Origin of the sequence: Mycobacterium asiaticum (assembly GCF_001673365.1) — a bacterium.
GTDB lineage: Bacteria > Actinomycetota > Actinomycetes > Mycobacteriales > Mycobacteriaceae > Mycobacterium > Mycobacterium asiaticum_A.
Map to the genome: position 1 here is coordinate 1 of NZ_LZLS01000127.1, position 21281 is coordinate 21281.

The window sequence follows — 21281 nt, forward strand, 5'->3', positions numbered from 1 at the left end:
GACAACGCCGTCGTGCTGAGCGGCGTGGAATTGGTTCCTGCGTCATAGCCTCACTTGATTTGCGCCGAGCGTCACGCCAGCGCGGCAACCAACGCCGAACGTCACACCAGCGTGACACACCCCAACCGCTCCGATCCTCGCCTGCGCCGAGCGTCACGCCAGCGCGGCAACCAACGCCGAACGTCACACCAGCGTGACACACCCCAACCGCTCCGCTCCTCACCTCCGCCGAACGTCACACCAGCGCGGCAACCAACGCCGAACGTCACGCTAGCGCCGTACCCACAATCGGTCGTTTATCCCGCGACTGGCACGGGCAGCGGCGACACGCCGAATAATGTCCGACGGCCGATCCGCTGCGACGACTCGGACGTCTATCCACCCGGTCCGCTGGATCTTTTCCTGCCGACGAATGTCCCATTTGTACTGCCAATGGTCGGTGCGATGCTGTTCACCGTCGTACTCGACGGCGACCATGACGTCCTCCCAGCCCATGTCAAGGTAGGCAAAGACATCGCCAGATTCATCCCGAACGGGAATCTGCGTCTGCGGACACGGAAAACCCGCTCGGATCAACAGCAGTCGAAGTTTCGTTTCCCTCGGTGACTGCGAACCGCCGTCCGCCAGTTCGAGAGCCGCACGCGCCTGCCGTATCCCGCGTCGAGCGGGATAGCGCTCGGCGACCAACTCCACGTCAGCAACCTTCAGTTCGACAGCTGCGAGCAAGGCATCGATGGCGACTACCGCATCGTCCCCTTGACGCCAGCAGCCTAGGTCAAGCGCAGTGCGAGCGGCAGTCGTCACCGGGATGCCGTTAAGCCAGATGATCTCGTCGTCTTCGATGCGATCACCGCGAACTCGGAGTCCTGATATCGGATTTCGATTCCTGTGGAGGATTTCCAACGGTTCTCCCGGCTCGGCCCACTTAGCGCCGTGCACCGCGCTAGCCGTCACACCCGCGACGATGCCCTTTCGCCGAGACCAAAGCCATGCCGCTTTGGCCCGCACCTCCGATGTGAGTTCAACGTGTGGACCGACATATACGTTGGGCAGAAGCCTGCGATACCGCGTCCGCAACGCACTCTTGCTGACATCCCCATTGGCCACAGCCTCACTGCCAACGAATGGTTCTGACACGATCGCAGCGTTGCACGAAGCACCGCGCCCGTCACTTTAGCCATCCCCAACGCCACGCTGGCGTGACGTTCGACGCCGACAGCCACGCTAGCGTGACGCTCGGCGCAAAGGGGCAGTCAGCCCAAAATCAGCCCGGACGTCGGCACACCCGTCCCCGCAGTCACCAGCACGTGCTCGACGTCAGGCACCGGATTCACCGAGGTGCCGCGCAATTGCCTTACGCCCTCGGCGATTCCGTTCATGCCGTGAATGTAGGCCTCGCCGAGTTGGCCGCCGTGGGTGTTGATGGGCAGCCGTCCGCCGATCTCAAGGGCACCGTCGGCGATAAAGTCCTTGGCCTCACCGCGGCCGCAAAATCCCAATTCCTCCAACTGAATCAGCGTGAACGGCGTGAAGTGGTCGTAGAGCACCGCGGTCTGGATATCGGCTGGCCCTAAACCCGACTGACTCCACAACTGCTCGCCAACCAAGCCCATTTCGGGCAAGCCGAGCTCGGACCGGTAGTAGCTGACCATCGTGTACTGGTCCGGACTCGACCCCTGCGCCGCCGCCTCGATGACGGCGGGACGATGCTTCAAATCGCGGGCCCGCTCCACCGACGTGACCACGATCGCGACCGCGCCGTCGGTTTCCTGGCAACAGTCCAGTAACCGCAACGGCTCGGCGATCCATCGCGAATTCTGGTGATCCTCAATGGTTATCGGCTTCTCATAGAAGTAGGCCTTTGGGTTCTTCGCCGCATGTCGACGGTCGGCCACCGACACCGCACCGAAGTCGCGGCTCGTCGCGCCGGAGTAGTGCATATAGCGCCGCGCGATCATCGCAACCTGTGCGGCCGGCGTCGAAAGCCCATGCGGATACGAGAATGAGTTGTCGACGCCGGTTGAATCCGCGTTCTCGGTCAACCTGGTCTGCACCTGGCCGAAGCGCATACCGGACCGCTCGTTGAACGCCCGGTAGGCCACCACCACGTCGGCCACGCCGGTCGCAACCGCAATTGCGGCCTGTTGGACCGTCGCACACGCCGCACCACCGCCATAGTGGATCTTGGAGAAGAACTTCAGGTCACCGATTCCGGCCGCCCGCGCGACGGCGATCTCGGTGTTGGTGTCCATGGTGAACGTCGTCAAACCGTCGACGTCCGAAGGTGAAAGTCCGGCGTCGTCGAGCGCGTCCAGCACCGCCTCGGCGGCCAGTCGCAACTCGGACCGCCCGGAGTTCTTCGAGAAGTCGGTGGCGCCGATCCCGACGATGGCAGCCTTACCGGACAACATCTAGGCGTCCCCCATCGTCAGTGTCACCGTAGCAATCACGTGATTGCCAAGACTGTTGGCTCCCAACACCTCTACCGTGATCAAGCCGTCCTGCACTTCGGTCACCTCACCCGAGAAGGTCACCGTGTCGTAGGCGTACCACGGCACCCCGAGTCGCAGCCCGATCGACTTGATCAACGCCGACGGCCCGGCCCAGTCGGTGATGTAGCGCTGCACCAGCCCGGTGTCGGTCAGGATGTTGACGAAGATATCCTTGGATCCCTTGGCCTGTGCGAGATCCCGGTCATGGTGCACATCCTGAAAGTCCCTGGTAGCCAGGGCCGTTGAGATGATGAACGTTGGGGTCCCCTCCAGCTTCAGCTCAGGCAGCTGCAAGCCCACTTCTACTGCCGGTGCGCTCATGCGTCAGGCTCCCAGGCGTAGAGGGTCCACTCCGGTCCGCTGTCGCCGGCCGGAAAGTCGATGTAGGTCGCCCGAACTGGCTGACCGATCTCCACCGTGGCGGGATCGGCCCCGCGCAGCTCGCCGAGCAGGCGAACACCTTCCTCCAGCTCGACCAGAGCGATCACGAAAGGCAGTGTGCGACCGGGAACCCGAGGCGCATGGTGCACCACGAAGCTGAACACCGTGCCGCGACCACTGGACACCGCGTAGTCCACGGGCTTAGCAGGGTCCTGCCACACCGCTGGTACCGGCGGGTGCTGCAACGAACCGTCGGGCAGTTTCTGGATCCGCAACTCGTGGGCCTTGACGCCCTCCCAGAAGAAAGTGGTATCGCGTGACGACGCAGGGCGCATCATGGCGTCGGCATCGAGGTCGTCGGGCACCGAGGCAGCAGGCCCGGACTCAGCAGGCTTGAATTTGAGTATGCGCCATTCCATTTCGGCCACATCCTCATCACCCACCCGCCACACGATGTGCTGGTTGATGAAGAAGCCCTCACCTAGCGCGGTCCGTTTGGGTCCGACCACATCACGCATCTCCGAGGTGATGCTGACTTCCTCACCCGGCCGGAGATAACGGTGGTAGGTCTGCTCGCAGTTCGTGGCGACCACGCCGATGTAGCCGTTGGCGTCGAACAACTCCATCATCGGACCCATTGGGTCGTCGTCTGGGCGGGCGCCGCCCAGGCCAAACATGGTCCACACCTGGATCATTGCCGGCGGTGCGACCAGTCCCGGGTGCCCGACCGCTTGCGCGGCGGCCTCGTCCACGTAGATCGGGTTACGGTCGCCGAGGGCTTCCACCCAATTGTTGATCATCGGCTGGTTCACCGGGTCCCGACCGACGCGCGGTTTGGGACCGCCACCCGCAATGATCTCCGTGATGGCTTCTTGAAGTTCACTCATCGAGGCACCCTTGGCACCTTCAGGCCTGCCGCGGCGATCATTTCGCGCATAACTTCGTTGACACCTCCGCCGAACGTGATCACCAGGTTGCGTTTGGTCTGCGAGTCCAGCCACTGCAGCAGCTCCGCCGTCGCAGGCTCGGCCGGGTTCCCGTATTTGCCGACGATCTCCTCGGCGAGGCGTCCGATGTACTGGATACGTTCGGTGCCAAAGACTTTCGTCGACGCGGCATCGGCCACGTTGATGTCTTCGCCGGCGGCGGCGACCTGCCAGTTGAGCAGTTCGTTGATCCGCCACATCGCATAGATCTCACCGAGCGCGCGCTTGACGTCGTCGTGTTCAAGAGGCGTGACGCCGTCGCCGCCCGGTTTTGACGCCCAGTCGTGGACTCGGTCGTAGATGCCGGCGGTGCGACCCGCGGGACCGAGCATCACCCGTTCGTTGTTGAGCTGCGTGGTGATCAGCCGCCACCCGCCGTTCTCTTCGCCGACCAGCATGTCGACCGGCACCCGCACGTCGTTGTAGTACGTGGCGTTGGTGTGGTGAGCGCCATCGGACAGGATGATCGGCGTCCACGAGTAGCCGGGATCTTTGGTGTCGGCGATCAGGATCGAAATGCCTTTGTGCTTAACGGCTTCCGGGTCGGTGCGGCAGGCCAGCCAGATGTAGTCGGCGTCGTGGGCGCCGGTGGTGAAGATCTTCTGGCCGTTGACGATGTACTCGTCGCCCTGCCGAACCGCGGTGGTGCGCAACGACGCCAGGTCGGTGCCGGCGTCGGGTTCGGTGTAGCCGATCGCGAAGTGCACCTCGCCGGCCAGAATTGCCGGCAAGAACTTCTTCTTCTGCGCCTCGCTGCCGAACTGCTGCAGTACCGGGCCGACAGTCTGCAACGTCACCGCCGGCAGCGGCACATCGGCCCGATGCGCCTCGTTGACGAAGATCGATTGCTCGATGGGCCCAAAACCCAAGCCGCCGTATTCCTTTGGCCAGCCGACCCCGAGTTTGCCGTCCTTGCCCATCCGCCGGATCACAGCGCGGTAGGCCTCGTTGTGCCGGTCGGACTCCATCGCTTTCGCCTCGTCGGACGAAATCAAGTTCTGGAAGTATTCTCGTAGCTCGGCCTGCAATCGCCGCTGCTCCGGAGTGAGGTCTATGAACACTGCGCTCCCACCAAGCTGTCTGCTTGGCGCCCCGCTGCGCCCGGCTGCGCCGCGCTTGCGATCGCCAAGAGGCCGAGACGATGCGACGGACCGCCCAACAACCGAGTCAGGTCCTTGATCGTCGAGTAGTACCGGTGCATCGGATAAGTGACATCCATGCCCATGCCGCCATGCAGGTGATGGCAGATCTGCATCACCGGCGGCGCCTGCGAGGCCAGCCAGTACCCGAGCACGTCGAGATCAGCGGCAGCGTCCTGTCCCTCGGTCAGCTTCCAAACAACCGCCTTAGAAGCCAAATCGATGGTGCGCGAAGCGATGTAGACTTCGGCCAGCTGCGCGGCGACCGTCTGGAACGTCGACAGCGGTTTGCCAAACTGCTTGCGCCCCGCCACGTAGTCCGCGGTCAACCGCAACGCCCCGGCCACAAGTCCGTCGGCGTAGGCGCCAATCATGGCCAGCGCCAACTGGTTTACCCGCCCCGCCGAGGCGCCCGCCAAGCTGTCAGCGACCGGGACATCCTCGAAAGTCACCGTGTACTCGTCGGAACCGTTGGATGTCGGAGTCCGGACGAACTGCACGCCGTCGGCCTTGCTCGATACCACCACCACGCCGGTGTCTGCGGTCACCAGCAGCCAATCGGCCGACTCCGCGTAGCCCACACCAACTTTCACGCCGGAGAGCCGGCCGTCGTGCAACGCGACCGAAGGCCGGTCCGGCAGCGCGCGGCCCGGCTCGTTGAGAGCTGCCGAAAGCACCCCACCCTTGGCCACGTCGGCCAAAAAGCGGTCCTGCTGCTCTTCGGAGGCCAGGTCGAGCAACGGCACCACACCGAACCCGAGGGTGGCCAACGCGGGCGTGATCGCGCCGTGTCGGCCAACTTCGGTCAATACCGTGCCAACCTCGGCCAGCCCCACCCCGTCGCCGCCAAGGCGTTCGGGTACCGGCAGCGCCGTTACGCCACCCTGAACAAGCGCCTCCCACGAGAGGTCCCGTTCAAAGACCGACGTCACCACATCGGCGACGGCTTCTTGCTCCGCGCTGAGGTCGAAATCCATTGTCGTATTCAAAACAATCAACGCTCCACCGGGCACTTACCGGTGTAGTCGACCTGCCAGTGCTTGATGCCGTTGAGCCATCCGGACCGCAACCGCTCGGGCGCCGAAACAGGCTTCAAGTCGGGCATGTTGTCCGCGATCGCGTTGAAGATCAGGTTGATCGTCATGCGCGCCAAATTGGCACCGATGCAGTAGTGCGCACCGGTACCGCCGAAGCCGACGTGCGGGTTGGGGCTGCGCATGATGTCGAACTTGTACGGGTCCTCGAAGGCCTCTTCGTCGAAGTTGGCCGACCGGTAGAACATCAGCACCCGCTCGCCCTTCTTGATCTTCACTCCGGACAGTTCGTAGTCCTCCAGCGCGGTGCGCTGGAAGGTGGTGACCGGGGTGGCCCAGCGGACGATCTCATCGGCGGCGGTCTCCGGACGCTCCTTCTTGTACAGCTCCCACTGCTCGGGGTTCTCCGAGAACGCGATCATGCCGTGCGTGATGGAGTTGCGGGTCGTCTCGTTGCCGGCCACCGCGAGCATCACCACGAAGAAGCCGAACTCGTCGTCGGAAAGCTTCTCGCCGTCGATGTCCGCCTCGATCAGCTGCGTGACGATGTCCTCGCCCGGGTTCTTGGCCCGCTCCTCGGCCATCTGCATCGCGTAGCCGATTAACTGCGCGGACGACATCTTGGGGTCCACGTGGGCGAACTCCGGGTCGTCGGTGCCGGTCATCTCGTTGGACCAGTCGAACAGCTTGCCGCGGTCCTCCTGGGGCACCCCGAGCAAACCGGCGATGGCCTGCAACGGCAGCTCGCAGGAGACCTGCTCGACGAAGTCGCCCGACCCGGCAGCGGCCGCCTCCTGAGCGATCTTCTGAGCCCGTTGCTGCAGCTCGTCCTGCAACCGTCCGACGGCACGCGGCGTGAAGCCGCGGGAGATGATCTTGCGCAACCGGGTGTGGTGCGGAGCGTCCATGTTCAGCATGACGAACCGCTGCACCTCGATGTCCTCGCGCGCGATGTCGTTGCTGAATCGGGGGATGACCCCGTTCTCGTAGCTGGAGAAAATGTCGCTGCGCCGGGATATCTCCTTGACATCGGCGAGTTTGGTGATCGCCCAATAACCGCCGTCGTGGAAGCCGCCACCCTCACCGGGGGCCTGCTTGTTCCACCAGATCGGGGCCGATGCCCGCAGCTCGGCAAACTCCTCGACCGGCACCCGCTCGACATAGATGTCAGGGTCGGTGAAATCGAATCCGGGGGGAAGATTGGGGCTGGGCACGCTAGTTCTCCTTTAACTACAGTCCGCGGTGACTCGATCCCAGGACACTAGCTGTCCTAGTGATGCTCTGTTGCCAGTAAAACATGCCTTTACCGCAGACAAAAGGCGCGAGAGCATCCTCGCTTGTCATAGTAATGAAACGTGTTCTAGCCTGGCGTCATGGGTAACCCGGTAATCGTTGAAGCCACCCGCAGCCCCATCGGTAAGCGCAACGGCTGGCTGTCAGGACTGCACGCCACCGAACTGCTCGGAGCCACCCAAAAGGCGCTGGTGAACAAGGCCGGTATTGACGCCGGGGATGTCGAGCAGGTCATCGGCGGCTGCGTGACGCAGTTCGGCGAACAGTCCAACAACATCACCCGAGTCAGCTGGCTGGTCGCCGGGTTGCCGGAGCACGTCGGTGCCCTGACCGTTGATTGCCAGTGCGGCAGCGGTCAGCAGGCCAACGGCCTGGTCGCGGGTTTGATAGCTGCCGGAGCGATCGACATCGGTATCGCGTGCGGAATCGAAGCTATGAGCCGGGTCGGCCTCGGCGCCAACGCGGGCCCCGACCGCAGCATCTTGCGTCCCGAGTCGTGGGACATCGACCTGCCCGACCAATTCACCGCGGCCGAGCGGATCGCCAAGCGGCGCGGCATCACCCGAGAGGACATCGACGAGTTCGGCTACTCCTCCCAGGCCAAGGCCAAGCAGGCCTGGGCTGAAGCACGGTTCGACCGCGAGATTTCCCCGATCGAAGCCCCGGCCCTCGACGAGAACAAGCAACCCACGTCCGAACGGGTGACCATCAGCCGCGACCAGGGCCTGCGCGACACCACGCTGTCCGGTCTGAGTCAGCTCAAGCCCGTCCTCGAGGGCGGCATCCACACCGCGGGCACGTCTTCACAGATCTCCGACGGTGCCGCGGCCGTGCTCTGGATGGACGAAGACAAAGCCAAGGCCCTCGGTCTGCGGCCACGGGCCCGGATCGTCAGTCAGGCGCTGGTTGGCGCCGAGCCTTACTACCACCTCGACGGGCCCGTCCAGTCCACCGCGAAGGTGTTGGAGAAGGCCGGCATGAAGATCGGCGACATCGACCTCGTCGAGATCAACGAGGCTTTCGCATCGGTGGTGCTGTCCTGGGCGCGGGTCCACGAGCCCGACATGGACAGGGTTAACGTCAACGGTGGCGCCATCGCGCTGGGGCATCCGGTGGGTTCTACCGGCAGCCGCCTGATCACCACGGCCCTGCACGAGTTGGAGCGCACCGACAAGAGCACCGCCCTGATCACGATGTGCGCGGGCGGCGCTTTGTCGACCGGGACCATCATCGAGCGCATCTAGGTTGCGAGCCCCGTTGGACCGCGAGCCCAACCACACTGCGAAATTCCCGGCTTGGAATCGCAGCCGGGTTCGACTCGGAGGCAAACTAGGATGACACCACCACCGCGGTTTCTGAATGCACCGTGGGTCGACGTCTTCATCAAGTGGATGGCGCGGGCCAACACCTCGATCTATCGCCTCAGCAACGGAAAGCTCGGCGGCACAATCAAAAAGGCCCCGGTTGCGTTGCTGACCACGACCGGCCGCCGCAGCGGTGAACCGCGGGTGAGCCCGTTGATCTATGTGCGCGACGGCGACCGCGTGGTTCTGGTGGCATCGCGCGGCGGCTCCAACAAGCATCCGCTGTGGTACCTGAATCTAAACGCAGAGCCGAAAGTTTCGGTGCAGATCCGCGACGAGGTGCTGCAGCTGCGGGCCCGCGACGCCACACCCGTAGAGCGAGAACGGTATTGGTCTGAGCTGGCCGCCGTGTATCCCCCACTCGACGACTACCAAACCTGGACCGATCGGGTGATCCCGCTCGTCATCTGCGACCCGTAGCGCCGTAATACCTAAGCTCCGTACACCGGAACCGGCGTGCGCGACTTGGCCAGCAAATCGCTGACGACGGGCCCCAATTCGGCCGGGTCCCACTTGGCGCCCTTGTCGATCTGCGGTCCGTGCGCCCAACCTTCAGCGACCCGGATCAACCCGGCCTCGACCTCGAATACCTTGCCGGTCACGGCGCGGGATTCGACACTGCCCAACCAAACCACGAGTGGCGACACGTTTTCCGGTGCCATCGCGTCGAACCCTCCGTCCTCGGGTGCGGCCATCGTCTCGGCGAACACGGCCTCGGTCATCCGGGTGCGGGCGGCCGGTGCGATCGCGTTGACCGTGATGCCGTAGCGGCCTAGCTCCGCGGCACCGACGAGAGTAAGCGCGGCGATCCCAGCCTTGGCGGCGGAGTAGTTGCCCTGGCCGACGCTGCCCTGCAGTCCGGCACCGGAACTGGTGTTGATGATGCGGGCGTTGAGTTCATCGGGACCGACTGTGCCGCCTTTGATTTGGCGTCGCCAGTAACCCGCGGCGTGGCGCAGCGTGGCGAAGTGGCCTTTGAGATGCACGCGGATGACGGCGTCCCACTCACTTTCGCTGGTGTTGGCCAACATTCGGTCGCGGATGAAGCCGGCGTTGTTGACCAGAACGTCCAATCCGCCGAAGGTGTCGACGGCGGTGTCGATCAGGTTCTGCGCCCCGGTCCAGTCCGCGACATCGTCGCCGTTGACGACGGCTTCGCCGCCGGCGGCCTTGATTTCGTCGACCACCTGCTGCGCCGGGCTCTCGCCGGCCGAACCGTCCAGACCCACACCAATGTCGTTGACCACCACGCGCGCACCTTCGGCGGCGAACGCCAACGCATGCGCGCGCCCGATCCCGCGGCCCGCGCCGGTAACGATGACGACCCGGCCGTCAACCACACCCATCTTCTGTCTCCTCTAGTTGATCGCGCTCGCGTTCGTGGTGGCCAGATAGTGCGGCGGTTCGCCACCACCATGGACCTCCAACGATGCACCGCTGATATAGGACGCGGCACCCGACGCCAAAAACGCTGCAGCCCAGCCGATGTCCTCAGGCTTGGCCAACCGCCCCAAGGGCACATTCTTAGAAATTGCGGCGATCGACTCAGCGTCGCCGTAGAACAGGTCGGCCTGCTCGGTTTCGACCATGCCGACCACACACGCGTTGACCCGGACCTTCGGGCCCCACTCCACCGCCAGTGTCTGGGTGAGGCTCTCCAGCCCCGCTTTGGCCGCCCCGTAGGCCGCGGTGCCCGGGCTCGGCCGTCGGCCGGACAGGCTGCAGATGTTCACGATCGACCCGCCATCGTGTTGCGTTTGCATCCGTTCGTTGGCGCACTGCGAAACCAGCAGTCCGCCAATCAAATTGAGCTCGATGATCTTGCGGTTGAACTTCGGGCTGGAGTCCGCAGTCAACACGTAGGGCGAACCGCCGGCATTGTTGACCACGACGTCGAGCCTGCCGTGGCGCTCCACGATCGCCTCGATGAGGCCCTGGACGGCCACCTCGTCCCGCACGTCGCAGGGGTGAAATTCGTACGGCAGACCTTCGACCGCGCGCCTGGCGCAGGTCACGACCGTGGCCCCCTGTGCGGCGAAAACCGAACTGATACCCGCGCCGACGCCACGAACACCGCCCGTTACCAACGCCACTCGTCCGGCCAGACCAAAGTTGAGGCCGGTGGCTGAGAGCGGGTCGGTCATTGTGCTAGCGTACCAAGCAAGTGCTTGCTTAGGTAACTGACCCCAGTAGGAAGTGCCATGACGATCACCGCCACCACCGTCGAACCGGGAATAGTCGCGGTAACCGTCGACTACCCGCCCGTCAACGCCATCCCGTCGAAGGGATGGTTCGAGCTCGGTGATGCCATCACGGCCGCCGGCGCGGACCTAAGTACCCACGCGGTGATCTTGCGGGCCGAGGGCCGCGGCTTCAACGCCGGTGTGGACATCAAGGAGATGCAGCGCACCGAAGGCTTCACCGCGCTGATCGACGCCAACCGAGGCTGCTTCGCCGCATTCCGCGCCGTCTACGAGTGCGCGGTGCCGGTGATTGCCGCCGTGAACGGCTTCTGTGTCGGCGGCGGCATCGGGCTGGTCGGTAACGCCGACGTGATCGTCGCCTCCGACGACGCCACATTCGGGCTGCCGGAAGTCGAGCGGGGGGCACTTGGCGCGGCCACCCACCTGTCCCGCCTGGTGCCGCAACACCTGATGCGACGACTGTTCTTCACCGCCGCCACCGTGGACGCCGCCACCTTGCATCACTTCGGTTCGGTCCACGAGGTCGTTCCCCGCGACGAACTCGACGAAGCCGCATTGCGCGTGGCCCGCGACATCGCCGCCAAGGACACCCGCGTCATCCGCGCCGCCAAAGAGGCACTCAATTTGATTGACGTGCAACGGGTCAACGCGAGTTACCGCATGGAGCAAGGGTTTACCTTCGAACTCAACCTGGCCGGGGTCGCTGACGAGCACCGCGACGCGTTCGCCGGCACGGCGAAGGGAAAGAAGTGAGCGACAAAAGGACCACCCTCGACGACGCCGTCGCCCAGATCGAAAGCGGCATGACCATCGGCATCGCCGGTTGGGGATCTCGGCGCAAGCCAATGGCATTCGTGCGCGCCCTGTTGCGCACCGACGTCACCGATCTGACCGTGGTGACCTATGGCGGACCGGATCTGGGCCTGCTGTGTTCGGCAGGCAAGGTCAAGCGCGTCTACTACGGATTCGTGTCTTTGGACTCCCCACCGTTCTACGACCCGTGGTTCGCCAGGGCTCGCACCGCCGGGGCCATCGAGGCTCGCGAGATGGACGAGGGCATGCTGCGCTGTGGACTGCAGGCGGCGGCACAACGATTGCCGTTCCTACCGATTCGCGCCGGGCTGGGCAGCTCGGTGCTGGACTTCTGGGAAGGTGAATTGCAGACCGTCACGTCGCCTTACCCCACTGATGGCGGCTACGAGAAGCTGATCGCGATGCCTGCGCTGCGTTTGGACGCCGCGTTCGCTCACCTCAATCTTGGTGATGCGCAAGGTAATGCGGCCTACACCGGCATCGATCCCTACTTCGACGACCTGTTCCTGATGGCCGCCGAGAAGCGTTTCTTGTCGGTGGAGCGGGTCGTGTCCACCGAAGAACTGGTGAAGTCGGTGCCGCCGCAGGCGCTGCTGATCAACCGGATGATGGTCGACGCGGTTGTAGAGGCGCCCGGTGGTGCCCACTTCACCACGGCTGCACCGGATTACGGCCGGGACGAAAAGTTCCAAAGGCACTACGCCGAGGCCGCCGGGTCCGACGAAGGCTGGCAGCAGTTCGTGTCGACCTACCTCTCCGGCAGCGAGGACGCCTACCAAGCTGCGGTGCGCGCGTTCGCCCTCAAAACAGCAGAAGAGGCCGCCAAATGACCGCCACCCGCGCTGAGATCTGCGCCGTCGCTTGCGCTGAATTGTTCCGGGACGCAGGCGAAATCATGATCAGCCCGATGACCAACATGGCGTCGGTCGGTGCCCGGTTGGCCCGTCTCACCTTCTCCCCCGACATCCTGTTGACCGATGGTGAGGCGCAACTGCTGGCCGACACACCCGCGCTGGGCAAGACCGGTCCGGTCGAGGGCTGGATGCCTTTCGGCCGGGTGTTCGAGACGTTGGCCTGGGGCCGACGACATGTCGTGATGGGCGCCAATCAGGTTGACCGCTACGGAAATCAGAACATTTCGGCATTCGGCCCGCTGCAACAACCGACCCGGCAGATGTTCGGTGTCCGCGGATCACCAGGCAACACCATCAATCACGCGACCAGCTATTGGGTCGGCAGCCATTCCAAGCGGGTCTTCACCGAGACCGTCGACGTCGTCTCGGGAATCGGTTACGACAAGGTAGACAAGGACAATCCGGCGTTCCGGTTCGTCAACGTCTACCGGGTGGTGTCCAACCTCGGCGTCTTCGACTTCGGTGGTCCGGACGGGGCCATGCGCGCCCTGAGCCTGCATCCCGGCATCGGGGCCGACGAAGTCCGCGAGGCAACGTCCTTCGAGGTACACGGTCTCGACGCGGCCGGTGAATCCCGCCAGCCGAGCGACGACGAACTGCGCTTGATTCGCGAGGTCATCGACCCGAAGGCACTGCGCGACAGAGAGATCCGATAGTGCGGCTGCGTACTGCGCTGACCGAACTGGTCGGTATCGAGCATCCGGTGGTGCAGACCGGCATGGGCTGGGTGGCAGGCGCTCGGTTGGTGTCGGCGACCGCAAACGCCGGTGGCCTGGGCATCCTGGCGTCGGCAACCATGACGCTCGACGAACTCGCAACGGCCATCGGCAAAGTCAAGTCCGCCACCGACAAGCCGTTCGGCGTCAACATCCGCGCCGACGCCGCCGACGCCGCTGATCGTGTCGAGTTGATGATCCGCGAAGGCGTGAAGGTGGCGTCATTTGCGTTGGCGCCCAAGCAGGAACTGATCGCCCGGTTGAAAGAGGCTGGCGCGGTGGTTGTCCCGTCGATCGGTGCGGCCAAGCATGCCCGCAAAGTCGCGGCCTGGGGTGCCGACGCGATGATCGTGCAGGGCGGCGAGGGCGGCGGCCACACCGGCCCCGTCGCCACCACACTCTTGCTGCCGTCCGTCCTGGACGCCGTCCAGGGCACCGACATCCCGGTGATTGCCGCTGGCGGCTTCTTCGACGGGCGCGGGCTCGCGGCTGCGCTGTCCTACGGCGCTGCCGGAGTCGCCATGGGGACACGATTCCTGCTCACTTCGGACTCCACCGTGCCCGACGCCGTTAAGCAGCGGTACTTGGAGTCCGCACTGGACGGCACCGTCGTCACCACCCGGGTCGACGGCATGCCGCACCGAGTGCTGCGCACCGGCCTGGTGGAGAAGCTGGAAAGCGGTTCGCGGGCGCGCGGCTTCACTGCCGCGGTGCGCAACGCCGCCAAGTTCAAGCAGATGTCGCAGATGACCTGGCGATCGATGGTCCAAGACGGCCTGGCCATGCGGCACGGCAAGGAACTGACCTGGTCTCAGGTGGTGATGGCCGCCAACACCCCGATGCTGCTCAAGGCCGGACTGGTCGACGGCAACACCGACGCCGGGGTGCTGGCATCCGGTCAGGTCGCGGGCATCCTCGACGACCTGCCCTCGTGTGCGGAGTTGATCGAAACGATCGTGTCCGACGCGATCAAGCACCTGCAGGCGGCGTCGTCGTTGGTGGAGTAGTTGACGGGTGTCGAGTAGGCTCTCTCAGCTATGTCGACCGTCGCCGAGACCGCCGCGCCGCACGCGCTACCCGATCCGGGTGAAGCGGTACCCAAACTCGCATTACCCACCGTCGGGATCTTTTTCGCGGCCCTGACCGCGTTCGTGGTATCGACGGTCGGCTATCTCAACGGGTGGTCGCCCTGGTTTGTGACGATCCCCGTCAACGCCGCGGTGACCTTCGTGATGTTCACCGTGGTGCACGATGCGTCGCACTACTCGATCAGCTCGACGCGCTGGGTGAACGGCCTGTTCGGACGGCTGGCCTGGCTGTTCGTCGGCCCGGTGGTCGCCTTCCCGTCCTTCGGCTACATCCACATTCAGCATCACCGACACTCCAACGACGACGACCAGGACCCGGATACGTTCGCCTCCCACGGGAAGTGGTGGCAGTTGCCGTTCCGGTGGTCGCTGGTGGAGTACTTCTACCTGCGCTACTACCTGCCGCGCGCCCGCAGCCGGCCGGTCGGCGAGGTGGCCGAGACGCTGCTGATGCTGACGCTGAGCATCACCGGATTGATCGTTGCCGCGGTGACCGGAAACTTCTGGGCCTTGGCTGTGGTCTTCCTCATCCCGCAACGGATCGGTCTGACCGTCCTGGCCTGGTGGTTCGACTGGCTGCCCCATCACGGGCTGGAAGACACCCAACGCACCAACCGTTACCGCGCCACGCGGAATCGGGTAGGCGCCGAGTGGGTGTTCACCCCGGTGCTGTTGTCGCAGAACTATCACCTGGTGCACCACCTGCACCCGTCCGTTCCGTTCTACCGGTATCTGCGGACATGGAAGCGCAACGAAGAGGCGTACCTGGAGCGCAACCCCGCGATCAACACCGTCTTCGGGCAGCACCTCAATCCGGACGAGTACCGGGAATGGAAAGAACTCAACGGGCGGCTCTCCAAACTCTTGCCGGTGCGGATGCCGACCAGGTCGAGCTCGCCGCACGGAGTACTGCACCGCATTCCCGTCGCCTCCGTCGACCCCATCACCGCCGACAGCACCTTGGTTACCTTCGCGGTGCCCGAAGACCTTCAGGACGCATTCCGATTCGAGCCCGGCCAACACGTCACCGTGCGTACCGACCTTGGCGGCCAAGGCATTCGACGCAACTACTCGATCTGTGCACCGGCCACCCGTGCGCAGTTGCGAATCGCCGTCAAGCACATCACCAACGGCGCGTTTTCGACGTATGTGGCCAACGAACTGCGCGCCGGCGACGTGCTGGAGCTGATGACCCCGACCGGCCGGTTCGGCACTGCCCTGCATCCGCTGAACGCCAAACACTATGTGGGACTTGCGGCCGGCAGCGGCATCACGCCGGTGCTGTCGATCGTGGCGACGACATTGGAGATCGAAACCGAAAGTCGGTTCACGCTGATCTACGGCAACCGCACCAAAGAATCGACGATGTTCCGCGCGGAGCTAGATCGGCTGGAGTCGCGCTATGCCGACCGACTGGAAATCCTGCACGTGTTGTCGGGCGAGCCGATGCACACGCCCGAACTCCGCGGCCGCATCGACCGCGACAAACTCAACGTGTGGTTGACGGGTGCCCTGCAGCCCGACACCGTGGACGAGTGGTTCATCTGTGGGCCGATGGAGATGACCACGGCCGTGCACGAAGTATTGCTCGAACACCTCGTCGACCCGGAGCACATCCACCTCGAACTGTTCCACGGCTACGGCACAGCTACCCCAGTTGAGCGCGAATATGACGCCGCAACAGTCACTTTCAAGCTGTCGGGTGAGCAGTACAGCTACGACTTGACGCCGGGCGACTCGATCCTGGAGGGCACGCTGCAGGTGCGCGACGACGCGCCCTACGCCTGCATGGGCGGAGCCTGCGGAACGTGTCGGGCGAAGTTGATCGAGGGCGAGGTGGAGATGGACCACAACTTCGCGTTGGGTCGGGCCGAACTCGATGCCGGCTACGTCCTGACCTGCCAGTCCCACCCGACAACGCCTTTCGTGTCGGTGGACTACGATGCCTGACGTTCCCGGCGCCTGCCCTTAGCCACCCCGCCCCGCCCCCCGCCGAGTGTGAATCTCACGACGCGACACGCGGATTGGGCGTCGCAAACCGCACAATCGACGGGGGCGGCTTGGGGGGCGCAGCGCACGCGGCGGTCACCAGTCCCAACCAGCGGCCTGCAGCGCCGCAACGACGCGGGCGATGAAAGTGCCTAAGCGATACCGCAGCAATTCGCTGCTGACCCGAATGATCGTCCACCCCAAGTCGATTAACGCAGCGTGTCGGTCGATATCACGAGCGCGCTGCTCGGCATCCGTCCAATGTTGCACGCCGTCGTACTCAATGCCGACGCGGAACTCCTCGAAGGCCATGTCGATACGGGCGACGAAGTCGCCGTATTCGTTGTAGACCCGGATTTGTGTCTGCGGTTTCGGTAGCCCCGCGTCGACCAATGCCAATCGGGTTCGCGTCTCTTGTGGAGATTCGGCGCCACCATCGACAAGTGGCAGCGTCTTTCGAAGGCGAACCAACCCGCGCGCGCCGGGGTGTTGGGCGACAACAGCTTCCACGTCTTCGATCTTGACGTCGGTCGCGTTCAGCAAGGCATCGAGCCGCTGAATCGCCGATAGTCGATGCGCGGTTCGCCGTCCGATATCGAAGGCCGTACGCGCCGGGGTAGTCACCGCTATCCCGTCGATGGTCAGTATTTCGTGGGCAGGCAACGAATCAGAATGCACGACGATGCCCGGCGGCGCCCTGCGGTTGCCGTGCACCAATTCGGCGTCGAGCGACGGACTTACCCACTTCGCGCCGAGCAACGCCGCCGCGGAATTTCCAGCGACGACCCCGTCTCGGCGTGACCACAGCCAGGCCGCGCACGCGCGCTCCCTTGCCGTCAACTCGATACCGGCCGGGCCGTAAACGCCTGGGTATACGGGTTCGTACAGCGAGCGCATAGCGCGTTCGGGAATCACCTTCGAAGCCAAGGCTTCGGCGCCAAGAAACGGCCAGTCCATGCGCGCATGCTGTCATCACCCGCGCCGGGCCGCCGTCAGCCATCAACAGGCCGGTCGAGTGTGCGGTTTACGACGCGACACGCCGATTTTCCGTCGTGGCATTCACACTCGGCGCAACAGGAGTTACAACCGTTCGATGATGGTCACGTTGGCAGTGCCGCCGCCCTCGCACATCGTCTGCAGGCCGTAGCGGCCACCTATGCGCTCCAACGTATTCAGCATGGTGGTGAACAACTTGGCGCCGGTGGCGCCCAACGGGTGCCCGAGCGCGATCGCCCCGCCGCTGGGGTTCACAATTTCCGGGTCGGCCTTAATCTCCTTGAGCCAGGCCATAACTACCGGCGCGAACGCCTCGTTGATCTCGACGGTGTCGATGTCGTCGATGGATAGCCCGGTCTTCTCCAGCGCATAGCGGGTAGCGGGGATGGGACCGGTCAGCATGAATACCGGGTCGGCGCCGCGGGTGCTGATGTGGTGGATGCGTGCCCGTGGTGTGAGCCCGTGGTCTTTAACGGCTTGCTCGGATGCCAGCAGTACCGCGCTGGCACCGTCGGAGATTTGGCTGGCCATTGCGGCGGTCAGTCGCCCCCCTTCGACCAGCGGCTTCAATCCCGCCATCTTCTCCAGCGACGACTCACGCGGGCCCTCGTCGACCCGGAACGCCCCGGATTCGGTTTCGACAGTGAGGATTTCGTTATCGAAGTTGCCGCCGCGGATGGCCGCGAAGGCACGCTCGTGACTGGTCAGCGAGTACTGCTCCATTTCTTCTCGTGACAGGTTCCACTTCTCGGCGATCAACTCCGAACCGCGGAACTGGGAGATCTCCTGGTCGCCGTAGCGATGCAGCCACTGCTTGGATTCGTTGGTGGGCGAAGTGAATCCGAACTGTTCGCCTACGGTCATCGCCGATGAGATCGGGATCTGGCTCATGTTCTGCATACCGCCAGCCACGATCAGATCGGCGGTTCCCGACATGATTGCCTGCGCGCCAAAGGAAATGGCTTGCTGACTCGATCCGCACTGCCGGTCCACGGTCACACCTGGGACTTCTTCGGGATACCCGGCGGCCAACCACGAGAGGCGGGCGATGTTTCCGGCCTGACCACCGATGGCGTCGACGCACCCGGCGATCACATCGTCAACCGCACCTGGGTCGACGTCGGTCCGGTCGAGCAGCCCACGCCACGCCAGGGCACCGAGGTCGACGGGATGCGTCCCGGCCAATGCCCCGCCACGCTTGCCAACCGCGGTACGTACCGCGTCAACGACGTACGCCTCCGGCATTTTCAGACTCCTTCTCTTGCGATCCCGCCCAACACGATGGCGAGGTATTTCTGACCGACTTGCTCGGCAGTGAGAGGTCCGCCGGGTTGATACCAGCGCACCGACACCCACGTGGTGTCCCGGATGAAGCGGTAGACCAGGTCGACGTCCAGATCGGGCCGGAAGTAACCCTGCTCAATACCTTGGTTGAGCATATCGACCCACATTTTCCGCTGCTGCTTGTTCCGGTCCTCTAAGTACGAGAACCGGGGCTGCGACGAAAGTCGTTGCGCCTCATCTTGATAGATGACGACCTGGGCGTGACGGTGTTCGATCGCCTCGAACGACGCCATAAACAGACCCTTGAGCCGTTCCAACGGATTTGGTTCGCTGTCGACGATTTCGTGGTAGCGCGTGAACAGCCAATCGAGGAAGCCGCGCAGCAGCTCGTCGACCATCTCCTCTTTGGAGGCGAAATGGTGGTACAGGCTGCCAGACAGGATCCCCGCACCGTCGGCGATGTCTCGCACCGTGGTGGCGCGCAGACCGCGCTCGGCGAACATCACCGCGGCGAGTTCCAGCAACTCGTCTCGGCGACTATTAGCCTGGCCGGCCACTCGCTCCACCCGGCCAGCGTATCAACCAAGCGCTTGCTAGGGCCAATGACGGGGCCGGGTGGTCACAGTCGCTCGTTTGCTCGGAGGAAATTCCACCAAACGGGACACGACGGCGATTACAGCGTCGTATGGTTTCGCTCCGTCGGGTCATCTGGCGACAGTCATCGGAGGTCAACGCTATGAGCTTTTGCGCACTCCCACCCGAAATCAACTCCTTGCGGATGTTCACCGGTGCAGGCTCGGAACCCATGCTGGCCGCGGCCGCATCCTGGTCGGGACTAGGCGAAGAACTGGAGACCGCAGCGCGCTCATTTTCGTCGGTGACAGCCAATCTGGTTGGTCAGGCCTGGCAGGGTCCGGCAGCAAAAGCAATGGCAAACACCGCGGCCCCGTACGCCGTGTTCCTGCAAGCCGCCTCCGCTCGGGCACATATCGCCTCCGGCGGCGCCAGAGCGGTGGCCTCGGCCTTCGAGGCAGCCCGAGAGGCGACGATTCACCCAGCGGCGATCTTCGCCAACCGTCAGGCCTTCGTTCAGGCGGCCCGGACCAATTTCTTCGGGTTCAACACCCACGTCCTGGCCTCACTGGAGGGCCTGTACAACGAGTTTTGGGCCGCGGACGTGCAGGCACTGGCCGGCTACCACGCCGGAGCGTCCGCGGCGGCCGCGCAGTTGTCGTCGTGGCAGGCAACGCTGCAAGGGTTGCCGGGCCAGCTCCTCGGCGCAGCGGGCGTCAGCCCCGCCGCCCCCGGCGACCCCAACTTCGGTATCGGCAACAAGGGCGGCGGCAATATCGGCAACGGTAACGACAGCGGCACCGGGCCCGGCAACATCGGTAACGGCAACACCGGCAGTTACAACATCGGCGGCGGCAACACCGGCAACGGCAATATCGGCAGCGGAAACAACGGCAAGAACAACTTCGGGTTCGGAAACTATGGCGAAGGCAACATCGGCCTCGGAAACATCCTCGGAAGCGCTAACGGTGGCCACAACATCGGCCTGGGCAACCTCGGCGACAACAACTTCGGGATAGCCAACCACGGCAATGGCAACCAAGGTGCCGGGAATACCGGCAACAACAACATCGGATTCGGTCTCACCGGCGACAATTTGGTCGGACTAGGTAACGCTTACCTCGACAGAACGACCGGCCAGTTCCACTTCACGGGCTTGAACTCAGGAAACGGCAACATCGGCTTCGGTAACTCCGGCACCAACAACATCGGATTCTTCAACTCCGGCGACGGCAACGTCGGCCTGTTCAGTTCTGGCTTCCACGACCCGGCTTCCTCAGAATTCGGCAATATCCAAAGCATTGGCATTGGGAACTCCGGCGTGAACAACCTGGGTGTCGGCAACGCCGGCGGCGGTAACTTCGGCGTCGGAAACTCGGGCCAGGCAAACACCGGCATCGGCAACGTAGGCAGCTTCAACACCGGCTTCGGAAACTCAGGGTCGTTCAACACCGGCATGAACAATTCCGGCTACTACAACACCTTCGACGGCAACTCGGGCGGGGTCAACACCGGGTGGTGGAATTCGGGCAATGGCAACACCGGCCTTGGTGCAATCACCGACAGCGGCTCTACAACCTCGGGCTTCAACAACACCGGCACTATTGTCTCGGGCTTCAACAATCACTTCACAGGTCCCGGAAACGCTATCGGTTCGGGCTTCTTCAACAGCGCCAGTGGCGGCAGCATGTCCAACGGCTACATGTCGGGATTCTTCAATACCGGAGTAACCGGCCCGTTTCCGCCATATCCGAGCGGCGTTGCCAGCGGCTGGGGCTCTGGTCTGTTCAACACCGGCACCGGATTTGTCGGCTTCTTCAGCATCAGTCAGCTGCTGAAGAGCCTCGTCGGCTAACTAAGCGCAAGACCGTCCGGACGCGTCCTAGGGGTGCGCTGACGGCTGGGCGGGCATGCTTTGCCATGAACCTTCTAAGCTCGGCCAACTCGTGCAAAAAAGTTTCATCAAAACCTCACATATTGCCTTTACAGCGTCGTATATTCTCTCACGTCGGGTT

General features: G+C 63.9%; 20 protein-coding genes. 8 read left to right on the forward strand and 12 right to left on the reverse strand.

The genetic code is table 11. The features are described from left to right. Nucleotides 1-270 precede the first annotated feature (270 nt). The 7 genes from A5634_RS13520 to A5634_RS13550 all read right to left on the reverse strand — a co-directional run bounded on the left by A5634_RS13520 (nt 271) and on the right by A5634_RS13550 (nt 7246). Nucleotides 271-1137, reverse strand: a complete 867-nt coding sequence (locus tag A5634_RS13520; protein ID WP_065144554.1) for a hypothetical protein — start codon at nt 1135-1137, stop codon at nt 271-273. 116 nt (nt 1138-1253) lie between these two features. Next, nucleotides 1254-2411, reverse strand: coding sequence for a lipid-transfer protein (locus A5634_RS13525; RefSeq protein WP_065144555.1), 1158 nt, complete (start codon nt 2409-2411; stop codon nt 1254-1256). After that, nucleotides 2412-2813, reverse strand: coding sequence for a MaoC family dehydratase (locus A5634_RS13530; protein WP_065144556.1), 402 nt, complete (start codon nt 2811-2813; stop codon nt 2412-2414). Beyond that, the gene (locus tag A5634_RS13535; RefSeq protein WP_065144557.1) at nt 2810-3760 is read right to left on the reverse strand and encodes a bifunctional MaoC family dehydratase N-terminal/OB-fold nucleic acid binding domain-containing protein; all 951 of its coding nucleotides are present in this window, start codon (nt 3758-3760) and stop codon (nt 2810-2812) included. Before A5634_RS13535 ends, A5634_RS13530 begins: the two co-directional genes overlap by 4 nt. Then, a complete protein-coding gene (gene fadE29 / locus A5634_RS13540) occupies nt 3757-4920 on the reverse strand; it encodes an acyl-CoA dehydrogenase FadE29 (protein WP_065144558.1) in 1164 nt (387 codons plus the stop codon). Before fadE29 ends, A5634_RS13535 begins: the two co-directional genes overlap by 4 nt. Beyond that, nucleotides 4911-5975: an acyl-CoA dehydrogenase family protein gene (locus tag A5634_RS13545; protein WP_065144559.1), complete on the reverse strand. Its 1065-nt coding sequence runs from the start codon at nt 5973-5975 to the stop codon at nt 4911-4913. The genes fadE29 and A5634_RS13545 overlap by 10 nt, the downstream gene beginning before the upstream one ends. A gap of 17 nt (nt 5976-5992) precedes the next feature. Then, complete coding sequence (locus tag A5634_RS13550; RefSeq protein WP_065144560.1) at nt 5993-7246, reverse strand: cytochrome P450; 1254 nt, start codon at nt 7244-7246, stop codon at nt 5993-5995. Nucleotides 7247-7405: 159 nt separating this feature from the next. Here A5634_RS13550 and A5634_RS13555 point away from each other — a divergent pair, with 159 nt between their 5' ends. Both A5634_RS13555 and A5634_RS13560 read left to right on the forward strand, forming a co-directional pair. Then, nucleotides 7406-8569 (forward strand): steroid 3-ketoacyl-CoA thiolase, encoded by a 1164-nt coding sequence (locus A5634_RS13555; RefSeq protein WP_065144561.1) that lies wholly within the window; start codon nt 7406-7408, stop codon nt 8567-8569. Nucleotides 8570-8659: 90 nt separating this feature from the next. Further along, on the forward strand, nt 8660-9109 hold the full coding sequence (locus A5634_RS13560; RefSeq protein ID WP_065144562.1) for a nitroreductase family deazaflavin-dependent oxidoreductase: 450 nt from the start codon (nt 8660-8662) through the stop codon (nt 9107-9109). An 11-nt stretch (nt 9110-9120) separates the two neighbouring features. Here A5634_RS13560 and A5634_RS13565 read toward each other — a convergent pair whose 3' ends face one another. After that, on the reverse strand, nt 9121-10035 hold the full coding sequence (locus tag A5634_RS13565; RefSeq protein WP_065144563.1) for an SDR family oxidoreductase: 915 nt from the start codon (nt 10033-10035) through the stop codon (nt 9121-9123). A 12-nt stretch (nt 10036-10047) separates the two neighbouring features. Then, nucleotides 10048-10833, reverse strand: coding sequence for an SDR family oxidoreductase (locus A5634_RS13570; protein WP_065144564.1), 786 nt, complete (start codon nt 10831-10833; stop codon nt 10048-10050). Between the two features lie 57 nt (nt 10834-10890). Here A5634_RS13570 and echA20 point away from each other — a divergent pair, with 57 nt between their 5' ends. The 5 genes from echA20 to A5634_RS13595 are packed head-to-tail and all read left to right on the forward strand — an operon-like array spanning nt 10891 to nt 16374. Next, nucleotides 10891-11646, forward strand: a complete 756-nt coding sequence (gene echA20 / locus A5634_RS13575; RefSeq protein ID WP_065144565.1) for a (7aS)-7a-methyl-1,5-dioxo-2,3,5,6,7,7a-hexahydro-1H-indene-carboxyl-CoA hydrolase — start codon at nt 10891-10893, stop codon at nt 11644-11646. Continuing rightward, the gene (gene ipdA, locus A5634_RS13580; RefSeq protein WP_065144566.1) at nt 11643-12536 is read left to right on the forward strand and encodes a cholesterol ring-cleaving hydrolase subunit IpdA; all 894 of its coding nucleotides are present in this window, start codon (nt 11643-11645) and stop codon (nt 12534-12536) included. Before echA20 ends, ipdA begins: the two co-directional genes overlap by 4 nt. Further along, nucleotides 12533-13276 carry a cholesterol ring-cleaving hydrolase subunit IpdB gene (gene ipdB, locus A5634_RS13585; RefSeq protein ID WP_065144567.1) on the forward strand — a complete coding sequence of 248 codons (744 nt, stop codon included), beginning with the start codon at nt 12533-12535 and terminating at the stop codon, nt 13274-13276. The genes ipdA and ipdB overlap by 4 nt, the downstream gene beginning before the upstream one ends. Next, nucleotides 13276-14343 (forward strand): (3aS,4S,5R,7aS)-5-hydroxy-7a-methyl-1-oxo-octahydro-1H-indene-4-carboxyl-CoA dehydrogenase, encoded by a 1068-nt coding sequence (ipdC, locus tag A5634_RS13590; protein ID WP_065144568.1) that lies wholly within the window; start codon nt 13276-13278, stop codon nt 14341-14343. The genes ipdB and ipdC overlap by 1 nt, the downstream gene beginning before the upstream one ends. A 30-nt stretch (nt 14344-14373) precedes the next feature. Beyond that, nucleotides 14374-16374, forward strand: a complete 2001-nt coding sequence (locus A5634_RS13595) for a fatty acid desaturase (protein ID WP_065144569.1) — start codon at nt 14374-14376, stop codon at nt 16372-16374. 135 nt (nt 16375-16509) lie between these two features. Here A5634_RS13595 and A5634_RS13600 read toward each other — a convergent pair whose 3' ends face one another. The 3 genes from A5634_RS13600 to kstR2 form a co-directional block, all read right to left on the reverse strand. Next, nucleotides 16510-17370 (reverse strand): endonuclease domain-containing protein, encoded by an 861-nt coding sequence (locus A5634_RS13600; RefSeq protein ID WP_065144570.1) that lies wholly within the window; start codon nt 17368-17370, stop codon nt 16510-16512. A gap of 123 nt (nt 17371-17493) precedes the next feature. Continuing rightward, nucleotides 17494-18654: a steroid 3-ketoacyl-CoA thiolase FadA6 gene (gene fadA6, locus A5634_RS13605; RefSeq protein ID WP_065144571.1), complete on the reverse strand. Its 1161-nt coding sequence runs from the start codon at nt 18652-18654 to the stop codon at nt 17494-17496. Between the two features lie 2 nt (nt 18655-18656). Next, complete coding sequence (gene kstR2, locus A5634_RS13610) at nt 18657-19259, reverse strand: TetR family transcriptional regulator KstR2 (protein WP_155769537.1); 603 nt, start codon at nt 19257-19259, stop codon at nt 18657-18659. 170 nt (nt 19260-19429) lie between these two features. Between kstR2 and A5634_RS13615 the strand changes: the two genes are divergently transcribed. Continuing rightward, on the forward strand, nt 19430-21121 hold the full coding sequence (locus tag A5634_RS13615) for a PPE family protein (protein WP_065144573.1): 1692 nt from the start codon (nt 19430-19432) through the stop codon (nt 21119-21121). Nucleotides 21122-21281: the final 160 nt, after the last annotated feature.